Source organism: Pirellula sp. SH-Sr6A (assembly GCF_001610875.1).
Lineage (GTDB): Bacteria > Planctomycetota > Planctomycetia > Pirellulales > Pirellulaceae > JBKCUI01.
Window position 1 is genome coordinate 5,565,569 of the sequence record NZ_CP011272.1, and the last position, 23,150, is coordinate 5,588,718.

The window sequence follows — 23,150 nt, forward strand, 5'->3', positions numbered from 1 at the left end:
GAACACTAATCGTCACTAATCACCACTAATAAGGAGCAGCAACAAGGTGGTCGCGGGTTTTGATTAGTGCGAATAAGTGGAGATTAGTGTTCCTGCTTTCTCAAAACGCTGAACTTTACACTCTAGCAATGTCCTTGTTCGAGCTCTGACCGATTGACTCATTTCAGCGGTTTTCCCGGGGTTGATGTGCAATCGATGGAATGATCTGATAGGAAACGGTCTAGGTGCGAGTTTGTCACTCACTCGTTCACTTCGCTCAACAACTTCCTGACCGTCCTCAGGGATCGATCCATAGTCGAGCCCGTGGGTTCAGAGCAGGCATAATCTAACCAACGGATGCACTCAACGTCTCGATCAACCGGCCTCGGGCGGTCCATGCTTTCCTCTCTCGACGTCAGTGATCCTTTTCGTTCTCAGATTGGAAATCAATCGCGTGCCAAGGCGCTAAGGCGCGACGCTGTGGATTGAGTACATTGCGTCCTTGCGCCTTTGCGAGAGACCTTCTTGTATGTCGAATCGAAGTAAGCATTGCGATGGTTTGCAGAACGTAACCGATTTGCAGTTTACCCAAACAAATAAATGGTTCGCTACCGGACGAGAATCCGTGTATTTGGCATCGTCTAGTTACCCGTGGGTTTTGATGTTCCCGTTAGATCGATTAGCATTTCGGAGCCTGGTTCGACCTCAAAGGAAGCAAGAACGCTTTCGGTCCGGGACGGATCGTTAAGTTTAAACGGAGTGTGGACGAGTGAAAGCGTCCCCCCCAACGCTCTTTCGACCACAATCTCGTCCGGAATATCACCACGGCTAGGATTGAGTCTTATGGAAAGGGAATTGCGGAAAGATGTTTTTTGGGGCGATACCCTAACGTACTTTCTCAAAACAAAGGTTGCACGCCTATCTTGTCGCATGTTTAACGGCAACCGTATCCGAACGCGTGAGTAGGGTTGTAATACGAGCGGTTTTGTCGGATCGAAGCTGTTCAAGTTGTCAAAGTACCAACCAGCGTCTCCCCAAGCGGTTACGGTACCCACTTTGGGGGTCGCAGGAAGAAAGAGCATTCCTGCCGAATTCGTCTTCAAATTGATGTTGGGATACACCAAGTTCTCGGCCTCCATGTAATCCGGATCAAATCTGAGTGAGCGCCATATGCCCGGAGTCTGAACCTGCAGATAAGTATCAGCTGCAGGCTTTCCATCTGGCCCAACCACTTGAATCTCCGTTCCCTTGTCATGTTTTAATTTCGTTAGGCGGTAATTACGTCGGAGCTGTGGAGTGGCGTTAGAGGCGATGCTTTCTTCGAGAAGTTGATATCCATCGGCGTGGACTCGCAAAACCATTTTTTCGAACGCATTGTTGCTTACAAAGGTTAAGACTCCATCTTTAGAACGATCTCCAATCAACGGCCACCGTCGAAATGTTGCGGGTAGGCTTCCCAAATCGATCGTCTCATCCTCAAAACGTCCAGAGAACCCTCGCTCGTATCGACGTGTAACGTAAAAGTCCTTTATGCTCTCTCCAGTTTCGTCGTCGACGGCGGTGCATGAGAAGTCTAAGGGCGGATACAGCGTGATCTCGGCAGTCGCTGACGATTGCGTATCTAGAATTTCCCATGCAGTACGAAAACCTGGGTGCATTGCTGCTAGCAAGAGCGTTCCGGAAGGCGCCTTGGGCCAAACAACCTCACCATTGTCGTTGGTCTTCTCCGAAAAGCGAACTGCGCCACTTTTGTTCCATGATCCCAGGGTGATTTTGGCGTCTGGTACCGGATTGCCCATGTGATCCTTAGCTCTAATCGTTACGTTCTTCGGCGGATGAAGCTGGATGATGTTTTGCTTATCCATGCTGCTCGCGTTGGCAAGAGTTCCAGCTTGGCCGTCATCGTCAATTGCTGCAACACTTATAAACCGTCTCGATACACCAGCATGTTCGAACATGCCTTGTGCATCAGTAACGATAATTGTTCGAGGGGGCTGTGCAACGTCAGCTTCGATGAAAGCCGATATCTTGGCTCCGGCGACCGGCTTGGAGTCGGGGCCAAGTACCACTCCGCGAATCTTGAACGCATCTTGCAGGACAATCTGAAGTTCATTTGGCTCACCAACCTCGATCTGTTGGTATAGGTATCCATACTTGGTAATATTAAGCACAAGCACCAAGGGAGTGCGCCACTCGAAATAGCCATCTTCATTCGTAGTCGTCTCGGAATTTATGCGGTCTTGTTCAGATAGTTCGCTCTGCCACATACCCGGGTAGATTCGCACCCCTGCGAGCGGATTGCCTTGCACATCCTTGACATAACCGGAGAACAACACGGTGTCTTGTGTGGTCTTGGTTGTTGGCGGTGTTTCAGACGCTAAAACTGTCTGGATAATCGAACTTGGGAGAAACGCTCCGCAAAAAGCAGCAACAGAGCTGAAAGCGACAGCGAAGGATAGAGTTGACCAAAGTGATGATGGTGCTCGATTCTGGCGTGCGTCGAGGATATGTCGCAGTCGGAGTTTTAACTCGCTTTGCTGGACGGCGCTCGCGGTACTTGCTGTCAACAGACTTTTTTCTCGCGTTATGCTCAACTCGCTAGCAATGGCAACAAGGTGTTCCGCGTAGGAATACGCGCTGATCGCTTGCTTGCTCGCCACGTCATCGCATGCCAATTCCCGAAGTCTCGTGATTCGTTCGACAGCGAGCCATGCCAAGGGATTGAACCAAAAAATAGCCCGCAAAGCAAATGCTACCGTCGTCCAAAAAATATCGCGGCGCGTGATATGCGCGCTCTCATGCTGAACCACAGCCATCAATTTTTCCGCTGGCCAGTTTGCCGTATCTTTCGGCAAGAGAATTGCCGGTCTGATTAGACCGACCACAGTTGGCACCCGAATGTCTCTAGACGTTCTGATCGAAATCGAATGTTGATTTGACCATCCTTGCAGGAAAGAATGGCCTCCCAATCTTTCGACAGGTTCGCTTCTAGAACGAATCAGGAAAGCTCTCCAATGCGTGTAAAGAACTTTGCATAGCAATACGCAAACTACTGCTGAGTAGAGAGTGGACAACGAGAACAACGGATTGCTTTTGGATACAGCATTGAACTGGCTTCCCGTGGCATTGGATAACGTCGGGGATTCCGGGAGTGCGGCAGGTCGGCGACGAAGTTCCGCTCCAGATTGACCGTCAAGAATTGGATGCGAATTTGAAGGGGAAGCGTCATCAGATTCGTTGCTCCTATCGCTCAGCGGTCTCGCTGCTTGTGCTGTCGTTCTCGAGGTGATTAGCAAGGGGACATCGACGCGGTACAAAAAAGGGGCCGCACTCATTGAGAACATGGCGAGTAACCAAAGTTTGCACCGCAAGTCCGCAGAAAATCTGCGTGGGAAGACTTCGGCGAATAGCGGAATAACAAATGGCAGAGCGACTGCAGTAGCAAACTTGAACGCTGGCAAATAAGTGTTGACTGTCTCGATCCAATTCATTTCACACCCCGGGCATAATTGAAAGAATACGGCAAGTTAAACACGCTTCCTTGCTTCTGAAATCATCTCACGCAACTGAGCCGCTTGTTCTGCAGTTATTCCGTCTTTTTCTAAATCGAGAATCGCGGCTACTGCACTGGTCGAGGACCCACCAAAGAAAACGTCTAGCAAGCGTCGAACGGCATTCTGCTGAACTCTTTGCTTGGGATGGGCTGCCGAATAGACATAGCGTTTTCCTTGCTCGGCAACTTTTAGATAACCTTTGTCGACAAGGATCCCAAGCATGGTGCGGACAGAAGAATAGCTTGGGGCCTCTGCCATATTCTGACAAACCTGTGCGACGGTCGCGCTACCAAGCCGCAGCACGGTGTCGTAGATTTGCTGCTGCCGTTTTCCAAGTTCTACTGGCTCTGTGTCTCCCACCATGTCCCCTTTGTGTTAAGAAATTAGCAATATGCTAATAAGTTAGCAGGTGCGCATTCCAGATTCAAGACCCATGAGGCATTCGCAAGAGAGTTTTTTACTTTTGAGTAAACTCGAGCAAGTGATAGCGTTCACCAGCACCAGTCCTTTCAGACCCGACGTGGTCTTGATTTCGGTTGTCGTGTTCGGCAGCAGCGGCCAGGGTGGCTGCCGCGTCCAACCGAGCGGAGCAACTGGTAAGGCAAGTTGCCGAGGGTAAGAGGAATTGGTTGTTCGTTGCAAATGTCCCGGTTGGTGAGCGGTCCGCGAGGCCGATGACCCTCATGCGCGGTGCGAAGCGCAATGGTCTCGAAGTGTGGAAGTACTTGAAGGACGTGTTGGATCACCAGCTCTCGTGCGAGACCGATTACACGAAGCTTCTGCACGATCCAAGGGAATCAAGGGCGTCAGAGGGCGATTCGAACGTATCGACAAGAAGAAAGTCGCTACAAATCTGATCGAAAACAGATAACGCGTGCGTGCAGCCTCCTCACCGCCAAGTTCAAGCGCCAGCAAACCTGAAGCCAATCCGCCCAGCCCTGCCTACCTCTCTGTCGTGGACGTTTACGATGATGCGGCAAGGCGAATTTCGCAACTGACCGGAATACAGATGCTCGATTGCAACGGGTGCGGATTATCGCTGCATGCGCTCCGCCGCTTGGCAGAGCTTCCGAAACTGCGTGGACTTCAGCCATTGGGCTGCCCCATCCCTGATGATGACGCGCGAGCAATTTTTCGACACAACCCATTATGTCTGCTACGATTGGACCTGGGCTCGTGGCGCAATGGCGACTTGAATCGCCCTACAAAGAACATGGCGTAACCAAGCCATGCTCCTGAGCACGCGATCGAGCATTTGCACATGGTTGCCTCACTTGCGCGTGCCGGGTGATGGCAGACGATCGCTCCTGACGATTGTTGCCTGATGCGAAACCTGATCTCGGCTTTGAGACCAATCAAATCCGCTACCGAAGGCAGCCTGGATGACTACGACTTCGAATTGGTTTATATCGCTGGAATGGATCCAGCGGTGATCAAGGTGAAGCTCCATGACGACACCCAGTTCACATACAAATGGGGTGCGTATGTCTATACTGGGGGCAGTCCAGCGCGGTTTAAGCATGGCGTTGATACAATTCGCGACCGTCTTGAAGAACTTCGCGGTGAACGAGCACGGACCGAATCGAGCGGCGAACCATGATAGGCACGGGAGGAACGCTTGCGAGGTTTTTGAAAGACGAGGGTGTTGGTCCGTCCCCCCGTGAAAACATCCGATCTTTCAAATGAAAATGACACCCAATCCGTACGAACCACCTCCCGCTACGATCGATGATCGATCCGTACTTGCACGCTTCCGCGACTGGTACCGGTTACCCTTCCCCGTTCGCGTTGGCGAGGAGAATCCATTTCAATGGATTGCTGACACAATGGTTGCATTGATTCTCTTGATTCCTGGCCTCAGCGTTGCTGATCTTTTTCATCAATCATCATCGTTCCTCGAACCAATTGCATACTCGGTTGGATTGATGATCGGATGTTTCCCAGTCGGGATGTGGATGCACTATTGCCGAGTGTCACAATTCACTCCATTGTCAGTGATTCTTCTCGTTTCCCTAGTGCTTGCACTTAGAGCAGGTGCCGCGGGTTTGCATGCCCTCCATTCATTGCCGGTAGCCTTCGCTGTCTTGGTGATAGCACTTCCGTGTCAACATTTGATGGGTAAACTGATTCTTGGCTGGCTGCCTGCAAGCAGCACAAGAATACAGAGAGAGACCAAACCATTGGACACGAGGCCCTAGATCGGCCGCTGTGACTTGCGTTAAGTCAATGGCTGGGGCTTACGGAAACCTGCTGATCTTTGTCTAACATGGCGCAACGTCTAGCATGGTACAACCCATTATTGTCAACGAACGTCGCGATCCTTTTGCTGTGGCGTCCTTTGCTTTAGGGCTTAGTTCCTTTCTCTGTCTCGCTGCTCCATTGGCTCTAATCAGTGGAATCGTCGCCTTGATTCGGATCAGAAATAGCGATGGCGAGCTACGGGGCAGAACTTTCGCGTGGTTTGGCATAGCGACCTCTTTGACGGCGATCACATTCTATGCCATGTACTTTCGCGCGATTCCAGGCTTGGGCTGGTATCACGAAATGGTAATGACAAGAAAGGTCTGCGGTGTTTCTTTTCAACTGGGGACTCCACTAGCAAACGGCGGTGAATCACGTAGAGCGTTTAACGGTGACGGCTATTCGGCAACTGCCTATCGTATCCCATCTGAGATTCTTCGTTCACTTCAAATGAACTCAACGTTTACTCCGCATGTGACCGGCTTTGGTAACGATTGGCGTTCGCTGGGGTGGAAATCCCCAGTGGAGAAGTCCGATTGGACATATCTAGACTTTGCCCTCGGAAGTGACGCCGTACGCGACTTGTCAGCAAAATCGCTGGCGTTTCCGACCACTCGCGTCGCGTACTTCTATAAACTGCACACCGGCGTAGATGGTGCGGTAAAAATTACTGACGTGACGATATACCTGATTGACATCGAAAATGCGGTTTTCATTGTCGCCGATCGAAACACATGAATCGCTGACAGAGAACCAACAAATGCACGGGGGGGGGCGGGGCACGCGTTTTTTGATTGTCAGGTCACCTGCCGAATCCCAGTGATTTCAACCGTTCGCCTGAAGGCGAGAACCTATCTTCGACCATGAAAATTCGCTTTCGAATCCGAACTTTCTTCCTGGGCGCGATTATTGTAGCCGTTCTATTGGGCATTCTCGGGTCATGGTGGACGCGTCCATACGCCTTGACGGGTAGCTACGCAAACGGACAGCGAGCATGGGAGCAATGGGAACGGCGAACTTTGAGCTTGGGAATCCAAAGCGTCGAAACTATACGTTGGTTTCCCGATGGTTCGCTTGCCTTCCGTTGGAAAGCGAAACGAGCTAATAAGAAAACTTATTACTCACCAAACGGCGATACGATCGACAATCCGCAGGAGTGGACTTTGAAATATGGACACCTAATTGCTAACGCGGAAGAAGACTCAAATTCTGCCCGTCCGTATAAAAGGCTCATCTGGTGGTGGAATGATTGGTAGAATGAGGTTGACTTGTCCCTCCAGGGCGAACAAAGCGTTGGAGGCGAGGCCGCCGATCGCGTCCTTTGTGAAGTCCATGTTTCTTGGTGGCGGCCCCATTACCGCTGTCGTCATTTACTGGAGAGAAATCGCCGATGCGACCATGGAAATCAACGCGAGCTATGATCGCACTTAGCGCTGCTGTGACCTTAGCGTTGGTGGCTGTTGCCCAACAAAGCCACATCAAGGTGCCGAAGCCATCGGTTATCGCAATACCGGCAAGACCCGAAGGCAAGTACGGGTTCGTCTCTTCATTGGTACAGGAACAGTACGCAGATGGGTTTCGGGAAAAAATTCCATTTGAATTCATTGAACTGAAACAGTGGGGGCAGTTTGATCCCTTTACCCACGAACCCGGCGGCACGGAGTATCGAATTCTGTTATGGCGGGACGGAAAGGCAGAATACGAAGGTACTACGGGTGTAGAGAAGATAGGACTACATCGGGGCGAAGTCGCGATCGAAGAATATGGTAAACTGGCATTGCTGCTTGAGTTGTTTGGGTTTGATGCCGAAAATTGCGACGTTGGTTTTGAGGTGATGGTTTCTCACCCGGTGGTTGCTGCGATTAACGTCGGTTTTGACAAAAAAGACCCAATGACGAGACGAAATGCGAATGGATACGGCGACTATCGGTTTTGGTTAATACAATCTGCGATCGAGAATGTGGCCAATACCGTCATTTGGAAACCCGGCGGAAGAAAATAACAATGGGGAGCCCCGAAGAATCCGCCGGTGCGTCGCTAAGTTTTTGATAGGTGGTCTGCGGCGATATCGGTTACCACTGCAGTTTTGTTCCCATGAACCTTAACCATGCAATCTTTACGAACCGTCGAGCGTCTCCCGGTTGGGCAATGCCCAAGGGATGGTTCGCATGGTTTGGCATCATGACGCCCGTGATGTTCGGACTCAACGGTTGGGTGCAGGATCTTGTGTTGGCATGGTCGGGCTGGTTAACGTTGTGGATTTCAGGACTCGTTGGCACGGTGGCAATAGGATACGATTCGGTACGAAATCTTCGACGTTTGGGAATCTTTGCAATGGGTCGCCCCCGATTCTTCTTTGAATTATCGAGGGCAATTCTTGCACTTGCATTCTTAATCTGGGCACCATCTCTAACGTTCGCTTTGGTACTTCCAAATATCAACGTGCCGGGAGTCAACTTCGCCATTATTCGACAACTCGTCCTGGTTCTCGCTGCCATGTTTTGCTTGACGGCAGTTTTGGGGTATCTGACGTCCTTTCTGACCGGACGGAGACGACATGGCCGGGCCTACGAATGTACGTCATGGTTCTTTTGTGTTTTTGGCGGCATCGCGATGGTCACGTTTGGCTACATTGCAATTCCGGACCCACCGCGAGGTCTTTTGCCTGCAATTCCGGGAGTAATGACTTGCTGTACCGGCTTGGCATTACTTAGCAGTGGGGTTTTGGAAGAGGCCATGCGGGCAATGCGCACAGAACCAAGCAATGCAACCGAGCCGGGCTTGCAAGGTTTTGCAGGTAGTAAATCAACTTTCCCGGAGCGCTGATCGCAGGCGACTATGAAGTCCTGGGTTTGCAGGCGACTATGAAGTCCTGGGTTTGCAAGCGGCGGTCGCCACGATTTTTGGATTTTTGTTTTTACATCATGAGAGTTCCCGGTAGGTGCCTTCGTCGGAGCCGCTTGTCGGTCGCTCACCCCGGCGCAGCGCATGCGGAGCGTATGGCGAATGACAAGCGGCGCAGCGGAGGGCACCGGTGCCTTTGTTGGAGAGCTTTGAGGGAGCTTGGCCCTGGCGATTGTGACTGCGATACAAGGATGTTGATTAAACGACTATTCGAGGTGTAAACGCTCTTCGGTCTTGTGCGCCTGCTGATGCAGGTAGCGTCCCCTCAGTTATCCATACACGGTTCAAGCATCTTTGATTCGATGTTGTTCCGCAGTGGCTATAGCTTGCCTGGAGGCTTCTGTGAGCAGCAAGCTACCTTCCGTTCGACGACACATTCTTTAGGGCGACGTGTTTGACGATTCCGTGAGCCGAAGCTCATGTCCTAATGGAACCGTCAGTGTCAGTTTTGATGGGTGTTGAGTCGATTGGGTAGGTCTTCTCCTTGATGGCTGTCTGTTAATCGCTGGTTACACTGGCTCCGTGGTTAAAATGGTGTTGTCGGGTTATTGTTGAATCCATGGTCCAATTCGTTCTCCGATCTGAATGATCAGCCCGCGATACTGGTTGTCCAATGATTCGTTTTGTAAATTGGCGAGCAAGGCGCATTCGTTCTCCGATGTCAAACGCATCAGGCAGCCGGTACGGGCTTTCTTGCTCGCCGTGGTTTGGTTGGTGTTTGTTTGCTAATTGCACTAGACTTGGTTGCTGCTGTCTTGCGTGGCTTGTCTGATTTTGCAATCGTTTTGGCTTTGGTTTTCACCGGCCTGGCCTTGGCGTTTTTCTCAGCCGCAGCCTCTCTAATGGCTCGAGCTTCGCGTCGGAGGCGACTCTTGCGTTGGTCACTGTTCTCCTTGGGCTTCATCTCGGAGAGTGTGGCTTTGAGGGTAGGCGACATGCGACCGAAGGACTCCGTGACGTCAATCATGCGCTTCGGATCCCAGTCTTTGTCGTCTCGCATCAGTGCCCAGGCTAAGACCGCTATCTTGCGGGCAAGTGCCACAGCAGCTTTCTTTTTGCGAGTGCGTTGCTTGCCGCAGACTCGCTCGTAGATGGACTTGGCCCATGGATTGTATCGCAGCGATGCCCATGCGCATTCGACCAGGATGGTTCGAGCTAATGGGTTGCCTCGCTTGGTAATGCGACCGTTTCGGTCGGTCTCACCGGATTGATATTGGCGTGGTACGAGCCCGAAATAGGCAGACACTTCGCGGCCGCTAGAGAAGCGATGCGGATCGTCGATGCAAGCGACCAAGATCTCAGCGGTTCTTGGTCCAACGCCGGGGATCGTCATGATACGTCCGATTCGTTTATCGTTCTTACCGATTGCTTCAAGCTTCTTGACCACCAGGTCATGCTGAGCGGTGAGTGCATCGAGCTGCGTAAGTTCGATATCAAGTTCGGCTCGCCACAGTTCCTTGTCTTCGCATTCCGATAGCGGCTTGCGGAATGAATCGATACGCTTCCGGCCAGTGTTCCAGGCCTTCTCGCCCGAGTCGATGGTGATACCATGATTAACGAACCACGCGCGGATAGCACAATTCATCTTGCAGATGCGATGATCGAGCGTCTTGCGATATTTGACCAAGGAGCGGAATTCTCGAAGTTTCTCAGACGGCATGTGCACAGCCTTAAGTTCGTTCATCGAGGCCATTCGAGCGAGCTTGAGGGCATCGTCTTTGTCGGTCTTGCGTTTGACGTTGGACCACTTCCAAGCGTCTTCGTTGGTTGAGCAAACAAGAGTTTTGAGTCCCTGGCTGATGGCCAGGTCATTGATCCAACCGGAGGGGCCGCAAGCTTCCATGACGACAAGGTCGACTTTGCGTGACGCGAAGACTTTGGCAAGATAATCGCGTTCAGTCGCAGCGACTTGGAATTCAGCTTTGCGTGTTTTGGTGTTGAAAAAGCAGCACATTGTCTTGAATTTGCCGAGGTCGAGAGCGAGAATCAACATGTTGGTTTGCTCCATGGGTTTGGGGTTGGAAGAATGTGGCAGCGGTCGTTACAGCGACCTAAGATCACGGGTCTGAGTCGCCAGATTTTATTCGAATGGCTCCCGCCCCAAACCCAGGACTTACATGGATTCTTTTCTAATGGAAATCGGACGAAATCGAACTTAGGCTCTGATCGCGACATGTTACGAATCGCTCGTTTAAGGCTGCTCCAAGGATTCGCGTCAATCGCTGCACTTTTTTCGCTCGGTCTATTTTTAGTACGTCCTGATGTTGAACGGTATTTATCGCAGAGTTTGCCAGGTCATCACATGCCTGATGCGTTTCGTGGGCTAAACGGGATGCTTGCTATCTTTATGATGTTCGTTACCGCAACCACTCTTCTCGCTATCGCGATTGAAACGAGACGGCAGTACGTGTTATTCATTCCTCTGCTGTTCGGGCCATCTGCTTGCTTTGTGGGTTGGTTTTTGACCGAGAACTTCAACGATCCCAACTGGTTCCTTTTGATCGCACCGACCACAGTTGGTATGGTGGTGTCATGCGCGGTTACGTTCGTAATGTTAATCGCGACCAGAAAAAAACGAAACAAACCATTGGACGCGAAGCCCTAGATCGGCCATGGTGACTTGCGCTGGGGCGACCGCTCGTGGCGAATGATCACGGTAAACCTGTCACAGACTCTCCAAGCAAATGCCTGACCTCTACGCTGTGCTTCTTGACATGGGACTCCACCCTGAGACGTATAGCATTGCGACTGTGGGTGAGATTAGGGCCTTCATGGATGGATATCGATTTGCTCTCAGCAGGGGGATCGTGACGTCGCCTGAGGTTCCACCCTTTCGCCAATTTTCTGAATGGCTAGTCCGTAAACTTGATCGCGGAAACACGAGCATGGGCTGGTGGGAGATCTTGAAATGGGATGAGACCGATGAGGCGATGGCAATACGCCATTTTGCCACGCTGATAGCAGAATTTTCCCAGCGTTATCCAACCGTTTTGGCTATCGCTAACTTAGACGTCGAGCGTCACCGACCAACGCGCCAATTCCAATATGGCTTCGCGAAAAACGGAGTGTACACCGACATGACCGATAAAGGCCCTTTCGCCGTAAGAATCACACATTACGCTCTCGATGAAGGCGTGTACCTAGAGTACTGCTACGAAGACATTGAGTATGAAAGATACAGTGACAGTTATTTGTCCGCCCAGATGCTCGCTAACAGGGACTTCTGTATCGAAGTCGCCGATTGGATCGTTCAAGTCAAAGCCCCCTGGTTCGAATAAGACGCGTCAGTCATCCGAGTTCAAGGATCCTGATCGTTGTCACAAAGTGCTCGGCCGCTGTGGCCCGATCTGTTCTGCTCCGGCAAAGGCGAAACGATTGAAGGCCAAGTATGCGAGGAAAGAAGGGGCCGCGCCGGCGAGGAGGAACTCAGCACCCGCAAATGCGGCCGAAATATTGGATAGAAGATAAAACAGAAGCAAACAGGCAATTGAAAGAAATTGGGTGCACTTCCGCCAGGCATATGGCCGGCCATTCGTTAGGATCATCAATTTTTTCGACCCATGATCGAATCGCACAAGAATCACAATCGCCATCGATATCATGCCGAGGACCTGGAGAGCGAGCATCGAGACGATGATCCAAATAGGAGGCTTGATTCCTGGTTTGTCGAATCCCAGGGGATGTCCCATTTGTTGTTGAAACTCTTGATGGTCTCGCTGGTGAAAACTTAGGGTTACTTGACTTGACTTTCAACTGCTCGCCGCCATTTTCAATCGCCGAGGCGATTGAAAATGGCGGCGAAGCCGATCAGGTGGGTGCCGCCTCGGGACGCGACAATGCCGCAATCAGGGCAGGTAGCGACTGATGCCCTGCGATCTTGCGGAAGCCCTTCTCCGCTTCGAGTAGCGCATACGAAAGCCAGCGTGAGGCTTGATCCGTCTCGGCTCGAAAACGGGTTACTCGATCGATCTTGCGACGTGTGTTTAAGAAAGAGTTCTCGATCGCGTTGGTGCTCAGCAGCGAACGGTGAAGCGTGTTGGGGACATTAAGACGTTGCAACGCCAAAAGGTCCTCACCGGCCTCCTGTAGACTCTTGTAAGCCTCCGCATTGATCGGCTTCAAGAATGATTTCAACTCTTTGAACACTTCCTCAGCAGCCCCGATCCCCTGCACACTGCGAATGCGCGTAAACAACCGCGATAGTTCGCCCCAATGACGCTTGGATAATTTGCCTTTGATGTTTCGCTCCTTATGCACCAAGCAACGTTGCACGACGCAGTCGGTAAAGGATTCTTTTACCGCCCCACGCAACGCATCACTGCCATCGAGTACGACGTAAAGACGATGTGAGCAAGCGAAACCACGCCGGACGATTCGACTCATCAGGTCACGAGAAACTTCGATGTTTTCGCTGGTTCCCAATACGAAATCCAGGACATGCTTGTTACCTTCGTTGTCGATCCCCAGAGCCACGACTGCTGTCTGGTCCTTGCTTAATCGGATTCCGTCAAGCATCAATGCACACCACGCGATCGAGCCAAGATCTTTACCGCGTAGTCGCTCAACGAACCGGCTGCCAGCCTCCTGCCAAAGCCGTGAAACACTGGAGCGTTTGACGCCCGGAGAGTTTGGCTTGATCTCCTCAATGGCTCGTGAGCTGACGCCCGAGACGATCGCTTGGACGATCTGAGCTTGCAACTGCTGCGGATCTTTGGCCGCCCGGTAGCTGGCCAGTTCGACTTCGCAGCTGGTCCCGTCTGAGGACTTCTGACGCACACGTGGCCGAACGACCTCCTCCCGATCGCCCTCCAAAAGCACTCGCCCCGAGGCGGATCCCGCGCGATAAAGATCGCTCGATGACGGATCGTGCTTGGGCCCACAAAGCTCAGTGACTTCGGCAGCCATGACTTCACAAATCATCTGGCGGATGTGGCCCCGTAAGAACGCTCGAAAGATTTCCCCGGTTTCTGACGCAGAAACTTGCCCAAGAGATTGCAAAAGACTAACTTCATTCATGATGGTCTCCCCGTCGGTTGCACCCGACGAAAATTGAAAAGTTGCGAAGGGCAGATTCTGCCCTCCGGGAGACCATCTTTCAACTTTCAACAATTAGTGGGACGCTTCCCGTTTCGAACCCTGATACGGCCACTTGGTGCAATCAAACCGGCTGCGAACATTGCACCCAGGCAAAGTCGGCCGATCTCTTCGGTTTGGCAGACGATTCGTATCATTTCACGATTGTCAGTGCCTAACATCCATTGGCATGTAGCAACATATTGATCCCAGTCTGGAAGTCTTTCGAGTTCCCAAAGGTAGCCACCAGAAGCTGTCATTGTATAGGTTTTTCCATCAACATAATCACGGGTTTCAATCCGCCATATCTTCCCAACTCTGCAATTTAGAAACCCTCGGGCAACCAGTGAGGCGAGCGTCAATTCTAAATCCGCATCGGTCAGACTGTGCGAATAAGGGCAATTCATGTGAAACGAATAGTCCTCCATTCGAAGATGATGAAAGGAAAGACTCTTGTCGAAAAGGAAGTCGAACAGCAGCAACTCGTCATCCGACAAGTTTGTTGCGTTGGTTCGTCTCGGGGGAGTTTGCATTTTGTTCGGGTTCTGTTCCCGACTATGTTTCAATTCAGCCGGCGCAAGCAGGAGGCTCAGCGCAAGTCAAAACCGCCGATAAAGCCTTCGCCTGCATCGCTCAGGGACTCCCGGCACGGGCATTGTTCAATGGAGTTCAAATCGCTCATGCGAGATGGGGCGATTGACGAAGTCAGTATACCAAATAGCGGTTGCGAAAGTAAAAGCACGCAGTGGCGTTGGGAGTTTGCTCTGCAACGGGTATCCGGGTGCATCCTATTGTTTGCACTCTTATTGTGTTGCAAGTTGACTCTGGATTGTGGCGAGAAGTTCGGCTTCGATAACAGGATCCGCGCCGATCATCAGCACCAAATAGTCGTGAAATTCATGAGCGTCAAAATTTGAATTCATCAGTGCAAACTACAAAACATCTTCGATTGTTTCATTGTCGTGCCAAGTCGTCATCACAAGACGATCACGGGGCGGATCGAAATTCGGATCAGTAAGTATGAAAGCCATGTCAACGGAATCGTCCCATGAGCTGGCGTTGGTTCCCCAAGCTAGCATGTAGCGACAGTCCATTACCACGAGCTGTGCACTTAAGTTGGATTGTTGCTCAGGGGTTACCGATGAATCTCACGAAACGACAATTGCAACAAAAGGTGAGCCCAAAGCTGGAATCTGTGTTTCGTAGGGTGGCTCCAACCGTAGGAACCAGAATCGCCGATCTCGTTGTTGTGCGATCAGTCTCATTTTAAGTTACGAACGGTTGAGATGACAGAGGGCGACGAGTTGAGTCAATACAGTTCAAAACGGCTGTTCAAGGACTAAGTCTGTATCGCTTGGTTCTGCGACCCTCACTGGGGTCCCCGGCAGCTCAGTGTAGGGTATCGTCGGATTTCGAACTACTAACTGGGCAAGTCGAGCTTCCCATTTGCTGGATTTCGAGCCGTGCCATCCGCCGGAATGACCTGTCGAATCCCATAGATCGTCTTCGGTTGGATCGTAAAGCAAAAGAAATCCGATACCGTTGTCGTCAAACACGCAAATGATACCGGAGCTAGCGTCCTTGATTGCGGAAAACGACAACGGCTTGGAAGGACGAGCGATGGTTTGTTCGGCCACGGCATACATCCCAATTGCTGGTGGGTTGTGGTAAGTGATACCAAGAACAATCTCATTCGCTGACCGCGATTTTTGCCGAATTGTAAGTCGGTGCCGTGCGGAAAGTTGATGTTCAAATAAGATTGACGACCGGTTTACGACGAACCCCGCGATGATCATCGCAACTGCACAGACGAGTATTGCAATTACGACACGCATGAGTGTCTCCTTGGTCATTTGGCGGTACGGCGACGATCGCACCGTCGCTAACAAAAAAACTATTGTTCAAATTTGCGGCCGATCGGCTACTTGGGTGCATCGCGTGGGTTGTCTTCGGTCTTTGAGTCCTTGGCATTGGTCGGTCTTGCCACGGCTAGCGCTATAATGCACGATCGGCGAAAACCAACATAGCCGAATACGATGGTCAGCAAGCAGTATAACGCGATCGCGATCGGGCTCGCTCCATGTTCGAGTAGTTTTGGGGTATCGAGGTAGCGGTCACCAGAAAGCCAAGCAGTCGCAATGTAGGTTCCGTTTGCGAGAATACAAAAGTTGGCAATGAACCACATCCATTCACGCTGAACAATCATCGCCAGGGCGGCGGGAGCTAAGACACCAATAATCAATCCAGCCCACAGTGTCACCAACGGATACGGATCGGGTTCAAAGATGCTATAAGGAAGATGCCACGGCCACAGATCTGCCGATATCAGCGATCCACCACAGCATACTCCACCGATGATGTGCCCCATCTCGTGGATCGTTGTCATAGCCACCCAGCTGATCGCCAGCAGGAGCACAAATCGAGGGAAGCGAGGATTCAAGAAATGGCACCTTGAGTTTTTCGAGCCGTTTTGGAGTTCGGAGCCATAGTTGAGGCCTTGTTCATGTAACGGCTCTAACCTTCGACTAGTTCGTTTGTCACGAATCTCTGAATGGATACAAGCCTAAGTTTCCGTCAAGGTCATACGATGCAACGTGCATCCTCCCGCATATTGCAGTGACTGTCCCAGGTTTCGCGCCGCTGTTCTCTACAAGCCATTCACGAATTGAACTTGCGCATCGTTCTTCGATATCTGGGTGAGCATAGAACGCCTTGGCAGTTTCTGAGTGGCGAATGAAGAGGAGATCACTGGCGGCTCGGCATGATTGATCGACCGCCCATTTCTCTTCTTCTGTGAGCGTTCCCGACTGCATTAGACGGTCGACAATAGGAATGAGTCGGTCAAGATCCTCGATGTTGAAGTCATCTTCAAACATTTTGTGGGCCTTCAATGTCTGGGGGCTGCTTTCGCCTCTGCCGATCTCACCAAGTGCACCACAAAGCTCGGATGCCTTAAAAAATGGCCCCTTCAACTCGATGCAGGAAAATATTCCGAACCAGCATGGACGCTACAGAATACCCATGCAATTGCCCAGAAACGCGAAAAACCCTGGGAAAACCAGGGTTTTTGAGCGGAGAGGACAGGAACCGAACAACCAATGAAATCCCTGGGAAAATCGAGGTTTCAAAACGTGGCGGCGCAGAATCCGACGCGCGCCGAAAAACGGGCAGCGCACAGGCAGCGCACGAGCAAAACCAACGCTCCAATCAATGCGCCGATTTATAGGGTCACGACTCTTAGCCCGTTCGGAGTTTATAGGGTCACATCCAAAACCCCTGAAAAAATATAGGGTCACAATCTAGCTCGAGACGCGACGGGATCGTTCTTCTTCAAGTGCCTCCCGATTCGCCTCCAATCCTTGCACTGCTCATGAAGGTCTCGGTTTCGATTGACTCGACCCTTGCCGCTGAGGTACGCGGTAAAAAGCCTTACACTGTCTAGCATCGCGATTCTCGCGATCGAATTCCTAATCAACCCACTTCCCGTTCGCAACCCATCCCCACTTCCCGTTTATGTAGATGTCTGCATGGTCTTTATACAAGCGCATGAGATGCTGACGGTCTAAAAGCAAAATCTCAATGTACTGATCTGTCTCAGCAACCTTCCGTACCTTTCTCTCCAGTTTTCCCGAGTACCGAACTTCTACCCAATTATCGCCGTTCTGCTGGCTGATCTTCGTTGAGTATGTTTGGTTATCCCACACTCGCCTTTGCTGCGGCGAAGATGTTTGTCCCGCTTTAGCGGGGCCTGCAGTAGATTTGTCCAGTAGTTGGGACACTTCTTTTGCTTTGTCGTCTCTTTTCGCAATCAGAAGCGTACGAACGAGAGCCTTGTTTACCTGCTCTAGCTTTTCGTTCGCCTTGGCTAGCTGAGCTTCGTAAGCCGCAGGGGAGATTCCTCGCGGGATTACTCCTTTCTCCAGAAAGAGCTGGCGTGATGTCTTGATTTCTTCCACGACACTCGGTGCCGCGTTCTCTCGTGCTTGATCTTCCTTCTTTGCAAGCTGAACCAAAATGAGTGACTTCGCGCTCTCTACCTCCTCTTCATGTTGCATCCTTGCTGTATTCCAGCGAGCAAGAATGTCGGACATGAGTACATCCGACAATTCTTGAAACTCCATATCGATTCGTTGCGCAAGGTCATCTTCTTTGGCTTCGAGTAGCCGAAGTATTAGGCTCTTCTTGGTCTTAGTCAGATCTTCGGATGCTGTTTTTCTTAGTGAATCGTAGGAGGCACGGCTGACCTTGGTTGGTAAAGTGCCACTTTCCGCAAAACTACTGCGTTCGTCTTTGAGCTTCCGAAGTTCCTGTAAATCGCCTGCCTCACGGATCGATTTCTCGAGTTGGTCAAGCTGATTTGTCACCTCCTTGATTGATTGCTCGACTCGGGCAAAGTAAACCTTTTTGGCTGTTTCCCATTCATCAATCAGTCGACTGTTCCCTTCTTGGGTCAATCCCACTGAACCCGACAAGAAAACAAAGAGAAACGCCACGCAAAAAGACTTGGAGTTGAGCATGATTCAAATTCGTTAATTCAAAGTTAGCACGGAATTAGTTTGTACCGCGGCACCGGCAATGGTGTTTGTTACTTGAAGAGTAACGCGGGGTGAATGCGTCCTATAGGGTAACCTCGCCGTGCCGTACGGCGAAGGGTAATAGTTTAAGTCCAAAGCCGGAATAGACGAAGAAGCCCATTGTAAAACCTTCTCCGCATTCCAACATTGGACCTCATAACACTCGGGTTGCACCTCTGCAGAGCCCCGTCCTCCGAGAACACTCGTTCGTTGTAGCCAATCGCACCATGCGGTGCAACTAGATGCTTTGCTGACGCTCAGTGTTGACGTCCTTTGAGGGGTCTCAAGCCATGGAGGCGACATGCTGGATTGCAAGGATTCTTCATCGAGCACCCAAAACATTCTAATCGTCAACCAACTGATATGTCCCTGTTTTGTTCGGGCCAATAAACTCGATCCGGCCGGCGAGGCGGAGGGCATCGAGCTCTCGCTTGACGGTCTTGAGGCTGCAGCCAAGTTCTGATGCAATGCTGTTCGAACGGAGCTTTGCACCATCGCGAAGCAGTTCCAAGATGCGATTGCGACGATTCAAAGGGGAGTCTTCATGATTATCCTCCTCTTGCTCTTCGTTACGTTTGTCTCGGACCGTGATCCATTCGTGGAATCGATACCCTGGGCCGCCGCTGCGGATGATGTCTTGCTTCTCGCAAATGAGCCCAAGCTGCGATTGGAGAATGTCTGCTGCCGATTCGCGGAAAGCACGGATCGAACAGGTGATGGAGTTTTGGCCTGTCGTGCTTCCGATCGCGCTCGCAAGCTCAGGTCCGCTCTTCGCAACCCAGGTTCCTGCTCGTGTTCGCTCGTTGATCGCTTCGAGGATCTGAGTGATCTGTTTCGATCGGGTGTAATGAAATACGGTTTGACCGCAAAGCGTGACGCGATCCAATTCAAAGACCAACTCGCCCCCGGTAAATCGCGTGGTTTCTATTGCCGATTGCTCGCGCACCGCGCCGGCCCGTTTGGGTTTCGATCGTTCTGCTGGTTTCGTGCGATCGCTCGCGGATTCCAGCACGCCCTCGATCACTGCCGAAAGTGGCCGCGTCGCATCCGAGAACGGTTTGGTAATGCACTCTCGGACACCATTACGTTGCAGCTCGCCCGAGAGATTAGCATAGTCGACAACGTGGGAGGTCATCATGATCACCGGCGGTGGACTCGGTGCTTTCATTCGCTTGATGTCTTTGAGACAGTTGATACCGTACTGTTTGTCGGCACCACCTCGATTCGCCTTCGCAGGGATCTGAAGATCGAGCAGGACGTACTCGAAGTCCGTACTCTGCAAGAGTTGCTTGGCATCCTGCTGATTGGTGGCCACCTCAAATTCGTGGCCCAACGAAAACAAGACATCCTCAACCATCTCGACGATGGTGGGATCGTCCTCTACTACTAATGCTTTCATCCGGATCACCTACTGACATTCTCGTGGTAAGAGGATCGTTACCGTGGTCCCCTCGTTTTCGCGACTCTCCAGTCGTAGACTTCCTCCATGTGCTGCTACGTTGCGTGCCGCGATGGGCAGCCCGTAGCCTGTGCTTTGTCGTTTGGATTTGTTGCGCCGGCCAGGCGTCAACAATAGGGGAGTTCGAAGCTCCTCGTCACAGATACCTTGGCCTGTATCTTCGATCGTAAGGGTGACCCATTTCTGGCACGTCGAAGCCGCAATGCGGATCGCCCCCGGTCGCATCGCTCCATTGGCTTGGAACGCCTCGTAGGCGTTCTTGAGAACGTTGGCCAAGGCAATCACGATTTGATGCCGCGCCAGGGGCACGACGATCGATTCTGGCACGTCATGTTGGACCGATACGATATCCGGCTCAAACTTGGATTTGCGTACGTTATCACGCGTCAGTTCTAGCGCCTCGGCGACCAAGACCGCCAATCGCTCCGGCAATCGCTCCGTAGGGACCGGTCGGGTGAAAGTGACCATGTCTTCCACGGAGGATTCCAGCAGCTGCAGGTCGTTTCGAACCCGGTTTCCATACCGCTTGGCTTGGTTCCCCGCATCGACGCTCACCTCATCGATGAGCGAAAAGCAATTCACCTTGAGATGGGTAATGATGCTCCGCAGATCGTGGACGATCGAAGCGACCAGCATTTCGCTGTAACGCTCCGCTAAGCGAAGCGCTTTCGTCGCTGCGGTTTTACCAAACTCATCCTCGATGGCTTGCAGCTGCGCAGAAACTTGGTCGGCCGACTTGCGAGCCTTACCAGTGGCTCGAATCTCGCGCTTTCGCCGTTCGATCGCATGTTCGACCGTCCGTCGCACGTGAGTGTTCGAATCACCTAAGAGCAGTTCGGTCAATCGCTTCCTTTCTGCCTCGGGTAAAACGGGAAGCAGATCCGCAATCGCAGCCCGAACCTCCCATTTCGGATCTCTTGCCAATCGCTCCAAGAGCAGGAACGCCGTTTCGGACGCTGTGCCAACAACGAAGCCCTCAGACAATCCCTGTGCGAGGTCCCGTCGTTCCCACCAGGGAATCGCATTGGCTCCTCCTTGAAGCTGCTGATACGCTTCGCGCAAGCTTGCCTCAGAGCTTTCGACGATCGTCTCAGTACGCATAGCGGTGCTTCCTTACTTTGAACGCGTTCTCACCACCTTCGAGCAAATTAACGATCTCCCGTTTGCACTCATCGACCGTCCCTTCGTTGGACTTGCGCGATGTAGCGCCATCGGAGTCGAGTACAAAGACCCTTTCGGCATCGCCAAGAACTGGGATGTTCGGGTTGTGCGTGACAAAGATCATCTGACGTCGCGATTTCATTTTGAGGATCGCTTCGACGACCGCTTCGGAGATGAATCGATTGTCCAGGTTATCTTCGGGCTGATCGACCAACAGAGGGTTTGCGCTCTCTAGGAGCAGCAGCGGCAGAACGGTGGTGCACTTCTGTCCCGTCGATAGCGAGAGCGACTCCTTGTAAGTTTCTCCATCCTTGAGTTCGATCGTCGGCAGATCCATCAGTTCGACCGTTTCCAGTTCGAACAGTGCCGGAGAGTTTGCCATCGCGGTGACCACCTTCTCGGCTTGGTCGGGATTCAGCTCGGCTCGTTCGATCAGCACTCCCGAATCGCGGCGACGCAGAGCAACAACCAGATCCCAAGGGACAAAGACGTCAACGATCTTTTGGGCAACGACTCCGTGTTTGACGCGTGCGTTCTTGAGCCCCTCTTCGAGGATCTTTTGGTAGCGATCAGGATTGCCGTTTTGGGAGATGCTCACTCGGATCGCCGGAGCTAAGTGCGAGTTGATGTTCTTGACAATCGCCTCCCGAACGGCGAATCGCTCGTCTCGCTGTTCCGATAATCGCCGGATCAGGTTTTGACGTTCGGACTCCAGTTCCCCCAATTGTTCGACGAACTGTTGTTTCTGACGTTGTTTGGCCAGAAGGTCGTTACGGAGCCGCTCCAGCTTAGCCCGTTCGGCAGCTTGGCCTTGCGCCTCTTGATGCTTTTCAATCAATGCTTGGAAATCCATTTCCTGCTGACGATGCGTCGTGGTGAGACGGGTCCCCATTGCAGTGACTTGATTGATCGCCTCTGCGATTTTGGATTTCGCGTCTTGGATTACCTGGTCGATCGCGATTCCGCATTGGCTTACGACATTTAGGAGGTCTTGAACCATGGGGCCATTTGGACCGCTGGTGACCTCCTTATCGATCAGAGCCGCCGCGTTTTGGACCAAGCGTCCTTTGAAGGTCGTAAGATCATCGTTGTATTGCGCGAGGGCTTGGTATCCCGAACGAGCAATCCGATGTTCGCGGTCACGCAAGGCTTTTAAGGTGTGAGCCTTGTTGATCGTCGCGGCGTCTTGGCCTCCTGCTGCGCCGAATCGAGCCAATTGCTCTTCTACACTGGCAATGGTCGCCAACTCATCTGTGAGGGCTACGATCCGTTGCTGGAGCGGGACAATCTGGCTGGCATTGGCAGCCAATTGGCTGGTGATGTGATCGATGCGCGATTGGATATCCGCGATCGAGTCGGCTTGGAATTTGTCCAGGAGCGCCAGCTGGGATGCCTTGCAGTCAGCGATCGTCTCCACTTCGTTTTGGGAATAGATGTCCGCTCCAAAAACCATCCCAGTTTTGAATGAAATGTCCGTCGGCTGTCGATCGATCGTTAGGACGATCGGTTCGTCACCGGAGGATCGGCTGACGATGTACTGCATTCCATCCTTGGTTTCAATGGTGACCTCGACGCGTCCACCGGCGAGATTCTTCTCCACGAGGGACTCGATGCGTCGACGCTCGACGGGTTGTTCTTCGCGGCTCGGAAGAGCGTCGAGCGCATAGCGAACGAACTCCAGCATGGTGGTTTTACCGGCTCCGCGAGCTCCGATGAAGCAATTGAGGCCATCGGCCAATTCGAACTTGGTTCCGTCAAGAAAGCCTCCGATGATGGCGATGCACCGAATGCGGTGCGAGCTGAAATGATGATCCATGTTGTACCTCTACAATCGTTACGAACTGCAAACTCAATGTTTGCTAGCACTGTCGCAGAGGCTTGGACACGTTAGGTCACTCGAGGGAGAAAATGGAGAATTGTGGCCTACTTTTTTACGAGCCCAGGGTGTTCAAGAGCGTCAACTCGCTGACGCCAACACAATCATGAGCATTACACCGTGGGTAGCTACATGGCTCTGATTTCCGTTATCGCAGTGACGGCCCCAAGTGAAAAGACATCCTGTGTTTGTTGCACACTCGCAACTTAAACTCTTTGCGAAAGTGCACGGTCGAAGGGACTTAAACGACACCAAAAAAGAAAGGCCCCCGAGGAAGAGCATCACGCCCGAAATACTGCTGTCCCCGAAGGCCTTTGTCGAATTGTCGA

General features: G+C 51.9%; 21 protein-coding genes. 7 read left to right on the plus strand and 14 right to left on the minus strand.

What is annotated here, in order from left to right:
* Positions 1–620: 620 nt before the first annotated feature.
* The gene (locus VN12_RS21625; RefSeq protein WP_146678751.1) at positions 621–3,470 is read right to left on the minus strand and encodes a M56 family metallopeptidase; all 2,850 of its coding nucleotides are present in this window, start codon (positions 3,468–3,470) and stop codon (positions 621–623) included.
* 36 nt (positions 3,471–3,506) lie between these two features.
* Positions 3,507–3,896, minus strand: coding sequence for a BlaI/MecI/CopY family transcriptional regulator (locus tag VN12_RS21630; protein WP_146678752.1), 390 nt, complete (start codon positions 3,894–3,896; stop codon positions 3,507–3,509).
* 961 nt (positions 3,897–4,857) lie between these two features.
* Between VN12_RS21630 and VN12_RS21635 the strand changes: the two genes are divergently transcribed.
* From VN12_RS21635 to VN12_RS21650, 6 genes are all read left to right on the plus strand, one after another.
* The gene (locus VN12_RS21635) at positions 4,858–5,133 is read left to right on the plus strand and encodes a hypothetical protein (RefSeq protein ID WP_146678753.1); all 276 of its coding nucleotides are present in this window, start codon (positions 4,858–4,860) and stop codon (positions 5,131–5,133) included.
* Between the two features lie 683 nt (positions 5,134–5,816).
* A complete protein-coding gene (locus tag VN12_RS21640; protein ID WP_146678754.1) occupies positions 5,817–6,512 on the plus strand; it encodes a DUF4190 domain-containing protein in 696 nt (231 codons plus the stop codon).
* A 125-nt stretch (positions 6,513–6,637) separates the two neighbouring features.
* Entirely contained in the window at positions 6,638–7,030 is a 393-nt protein-coding gene (locus VN12_RS26270) for a hypothetical protein (RefSeq protein ID WP_205855115.1), read from the plus strand.
* Position 7,031: 1 nt separating this feature from the next.
* The gene (locus tag VN12_RS25990; RefSeq protein WP_168164561.1) at positions 7,032–7,205 is read left to right on the plus strand and encodes a hypothetical protein; all 174 of its coding nucleotides are present in this window, start codon (positions 7,032–7,034) and stop codon (positions 7,203–7,205) included.
* Complete coding sequence (locus VN12_RS21645; RefSeq protein ID WP_146678755.1) at positions 7,192–7,776, plus strand: hypothetical protein; 585 nt, start codon at positions 7,192–7,194, stop codon at positions 7,774–7,776. The genes VN12_RS25990 and VN12_RS21645 overlap by 14 nt, the downstream gene beginning before the upstream one ends.
* A 332-nt stretch (positions 7,777–8,108) precedes the next feature.
* Positions 8,109–8,600, plus strand: coding sequence for an ABC transporter ATP-binding protein (locus VN12_RS21650; RefSeq protein ID WP_146678756.1), 492 nt, complete (start codon positions 8,109–8,111; stop codon positions 8,598–8,600).
* A gap of 623 nt (positions 8,601–9,223) precedes the next feature.
* Here the strand turns inward: VN12_RS21650 and VN12_RS26660 are convergent.
* Together VN12_RS26660 and VN12_RS21655 are read right to left on the minus strand one after the other, a co-directional pair.
* Positions 9,224–9,349 (minus strand): hypothetical protein, encoded by a 126-nt coding sequence (locus VN12_RS26660; protein ID WP_256388109.1) that lies wholly within the window; start codon positions 9,347–9,349, stop codon positions 9,224–9,226.
* The gene (locus VN12_RS21655) at positions 9,349–10,671 is read right to left on the minus strand and encodes an IS110 family transposase (RefSeq protein WP_240491222.1); all 1,323 of its coding nucleotides are present in this window, start codon (positions 10,669–10,671) and stop codon (positions 9,349–9,351) included. Before VN12_RS21655 ends, VN12_RS26660 begins: the two co-directional genes overlap by 1 nt.
* A gap of 691 nt (positions 10,672–11,362) precedes the next feature.
* On the opposite strand from VN12_RS21655, the gene VN12_RS21665 reads away from it, so the two are divergent.
* Positions 11,363–11,956: a hypothetical protein gene (locus VN12_RS21665; protein WP_146678758.1), complete on the plus strand. Its 594-nt coding sequence runs from the start codon at positions 11,363–11,365 to the stop codon at positions 11,954–11,956.
* A 39-nt stretch (positions 11,957–11,995) separates the two neighbouring features.
* Here the strand turns inward: VN12_RS21665 and VN12_RS21670 are convergent, their stop codons facing one another.
* The 10 genes from VN12_RS21670 to VN12_RS21720 form a co-directional block, all read right to left on the minus strand.
* Positions 11,996–12,367, minus strand: a complete 372-nt coding sequence (locus VN12_RS21670) for a hypothetical protein (RefSeq protein WP_146678759.1) — start codon at positions 12,365–12,367, stop codon at positions 11,996–11,998.
* Between the two features lie 118 nt (positions 12,368–12,485).
* Entirely contained in the window at positions 12,486–13,787 is a 1,302-nt protein-coding gene (locus VN12_RS21675; RefSeq protein ID WP_146678760.1) for an IS256 family transposase, read from the minus strand.
* The gene (locus tag VN12_RS21680) at positions 13,781–14,248 is read right to left on the minus strand and encodes a hypothetical protein (RefSeq protein ID WP_146678761.1); all 468 of its coding nucleotides are present in this window, start codon (positions 14,246–14,248) and stop codon (positions 13,781–13,783) included. Before VN12_RS21680 ends, VN12_RS21675 begins: the two co-directional genes overlap by 7 nt.
* 822 nt (positions 14,249–15,070) lie before the next feature.
* The gene (locus VN12_RS21690; RefSeq protein ID WP_146678762.1) at positions 15,071–15,586 is read right to left on the minus strand and encodes a hypothetical protein; all 516 of its coding nucleotides are present in this window, start codon (positions 15,584–15,586) and stop codon (positions 15,071–15,073) included.
* A gap of 86 nt (positions 15,587–15,672) precedes the next feature.
* On the minus strand, positions 15,673–16,191 hold the full coding sequence (locus VN12_RS21695) for a hypothetical protein (RefSeq protein WP_315850178.1): 519 nt from the start codon (positions 16,189–16,191) through the stop codon (positions 15,673–15,675).
* Between the two features lie 97 nt (positions 16,192–16,288).
* A complete protein-coding gene (locus VN12_RS21700) occupies positions 16,289–16,627 on the minus strand; it encodes a hypothetical protein (protein ID WP_146678763.1) in 339 nt (112 codons plus the stop codon).
* Positions 16,628–17,218: 591 nt separating this feature from the next.
* On the minus strand, positions 17,219–18,268 hold the full coding sequence (locus VN12_RS21705) for a hypothetical protein (protein ID WP_146678764.1): 1,050 nt from the start codon (positions 18,266–18,268) through the stop codon (positions 17,219–17,221).
* Between the two features lie 400 nt (positions 18,269–18,668).
* A complete protein-coding gene (locus tag VN12_RS21710) occupies positions 18,669–19,724 on the minus strand; it encodes a response regulator (protein WP_146678765.1) in 1,056 nt (351 codons plus the stop codon).
* 9 nt (positions 19,725–19,733) lie between these two features.
* Entirely contained in the window at positions 19,734–20,885 is a 1,152-nt protein-coding gene (locus tag VN12_RS21715; protein ID WP_146678766.1) for an ATP-binding protein, read from the minus strand.
* On the minus strand, positions 20,875–22,761 hold the full coding sequence (locus tag VN12_RS21720; protein ID WP_146678767.1) for an AAA family ATPase: 1,887 nt from the start codon (positions 22,759–22,761) through the stop codon (positions 20,875–20,877). Before VN12_RS21720 ends, VN12_RS21715 begins: the two co-directional genes overlap by 11 nt.
* Positions 22,762–23,150 lie beyond the last annotated feature (389 nt).

Bases quoted from the DNA above. Each gene is read 5' to 3' on its own strand.
- VN12_RS21625 (WP_146678751.1), bottom strand. From the start codon at position 3,470: ATGAATTGGATCGAGACAGTCAACACTTATTTGCCAGCGTTCAAGTTT.
- VN12_RS21630 (WP_146678752.1), bottom strand. From the start codon at position 3,896: ATGGTGGGAGACACAGAGCCAGTAGAACTTGGAAAACGGCAGCAGCAA.
- VN12_RS21635 (WP_146678753.1), top strand. From the start codon at position 4,858: ATGCGAAACCTGATCTCGGCTTTGAGACCAATCAAATCCGCTACCGAA.
- VN12_RS21640 (WP_146678754.1), top strand. From the start codon at position 5,817: ATGGTACAACCCATTATTGTCAACGAACGTCGCGATCCTTTTGCTGTG.
- VN12_RS26270 (WP_205855115.1), top strand. From the start codon at position 6,638: ATGAAAATTCGCTTTCGAATCCGAACTTTCTTCCTGGGCGCGATTATT.
- VN12_RS25990 (WP_168164561.1), top strand. From the start codon at position 7,032: ATGAGGTTGACTTGTCCCTCCAGGGCGAACAAAGCGTTGGAGGCGAGG.
- VN12_RS21645 (WP_146678755.1), top strand. From the start codon at position 7,192: ATGATCGCACTTAGCGCTGCTGTGACCTTAGCGTTGGTGGCTGTTGCC.
- VN12_RS21650 (WP_146678756.1), top strand. From the start codon at position 8,109: ATGGGTCGCCCCCGATTCTTCTTTGAATTATCGAGGGCAATTCTTGCA.
- VN12_RS26660 (WP_256388109.1), bottom strand. From the start codon at position 9,349: ATGCGTTTGACATCGGAGAACGAATGCGCCTTGCTCGCCAATTTACAA.
- VN12_RS21655 (WP_240491222.1), bottom strand. From the start codon at position 10,671: ATGTTGATTCTCGCTCTCGACCTCGGCAAATTCAAGACAATGTGCTGC.
- VN12_RS21665 (WP_146678758.1), top strand. From the start codon at position 11,363: ATGCCTGACCTCTACGCTGTGCTTCTTGACATGGGACTCCACCCTGAG.
- VN12_RS21670 (WP_146678759.1), bottom strand. From the start codon at position 12,367: ATGGGACATCCCCTGGGATTCGACAAACCAGGAATCAAGCCTCCTATT.
- VN12_RS21690 (WP_146678762.1), bottom strand. From the start codon at position 15,586: ATGCGTGTCGTAATTGCAATACTCGTCTGTGCAGTTGCGATGATCATC.
- VN12_RS21700 (WP_146678763.1), bottom strand. From the start codon at position 16,627: ATGTTTGAAGATGACTTCAACATCGAGGATCTTGACCGACTCATTCCT.
- VN12_RS21705 (WP_146678764.1), bottom strand. From the start codon at position 18,268: ATGCTCAACTCCAAGTCTTTTTGCGTGGCGTTTCTCTTTGTTTTCTTG.
- VN12_RS21710 (WP_146678765.1), bottom strand. From the start codon at position 19,724: ATGAAAGCATTAGTAGTAGAGGACGATCCCACCATCGTCGAGATGGTT.
- VN12_RS21715 (WP_146678766.1), bottom strand. From the start codon at position 20,885: ATGCGTACTGAGACGATCGTCGAAAGCTCTGAGGCAAGCTTGCGCGAA.
- VN12_RS21720 (WP_146678767.1), bottom strand. From the start codon at position 22,761: ATGGATCATCATTTCAGCTCGCACCGCATTCGGTGCATCGCCATCATC.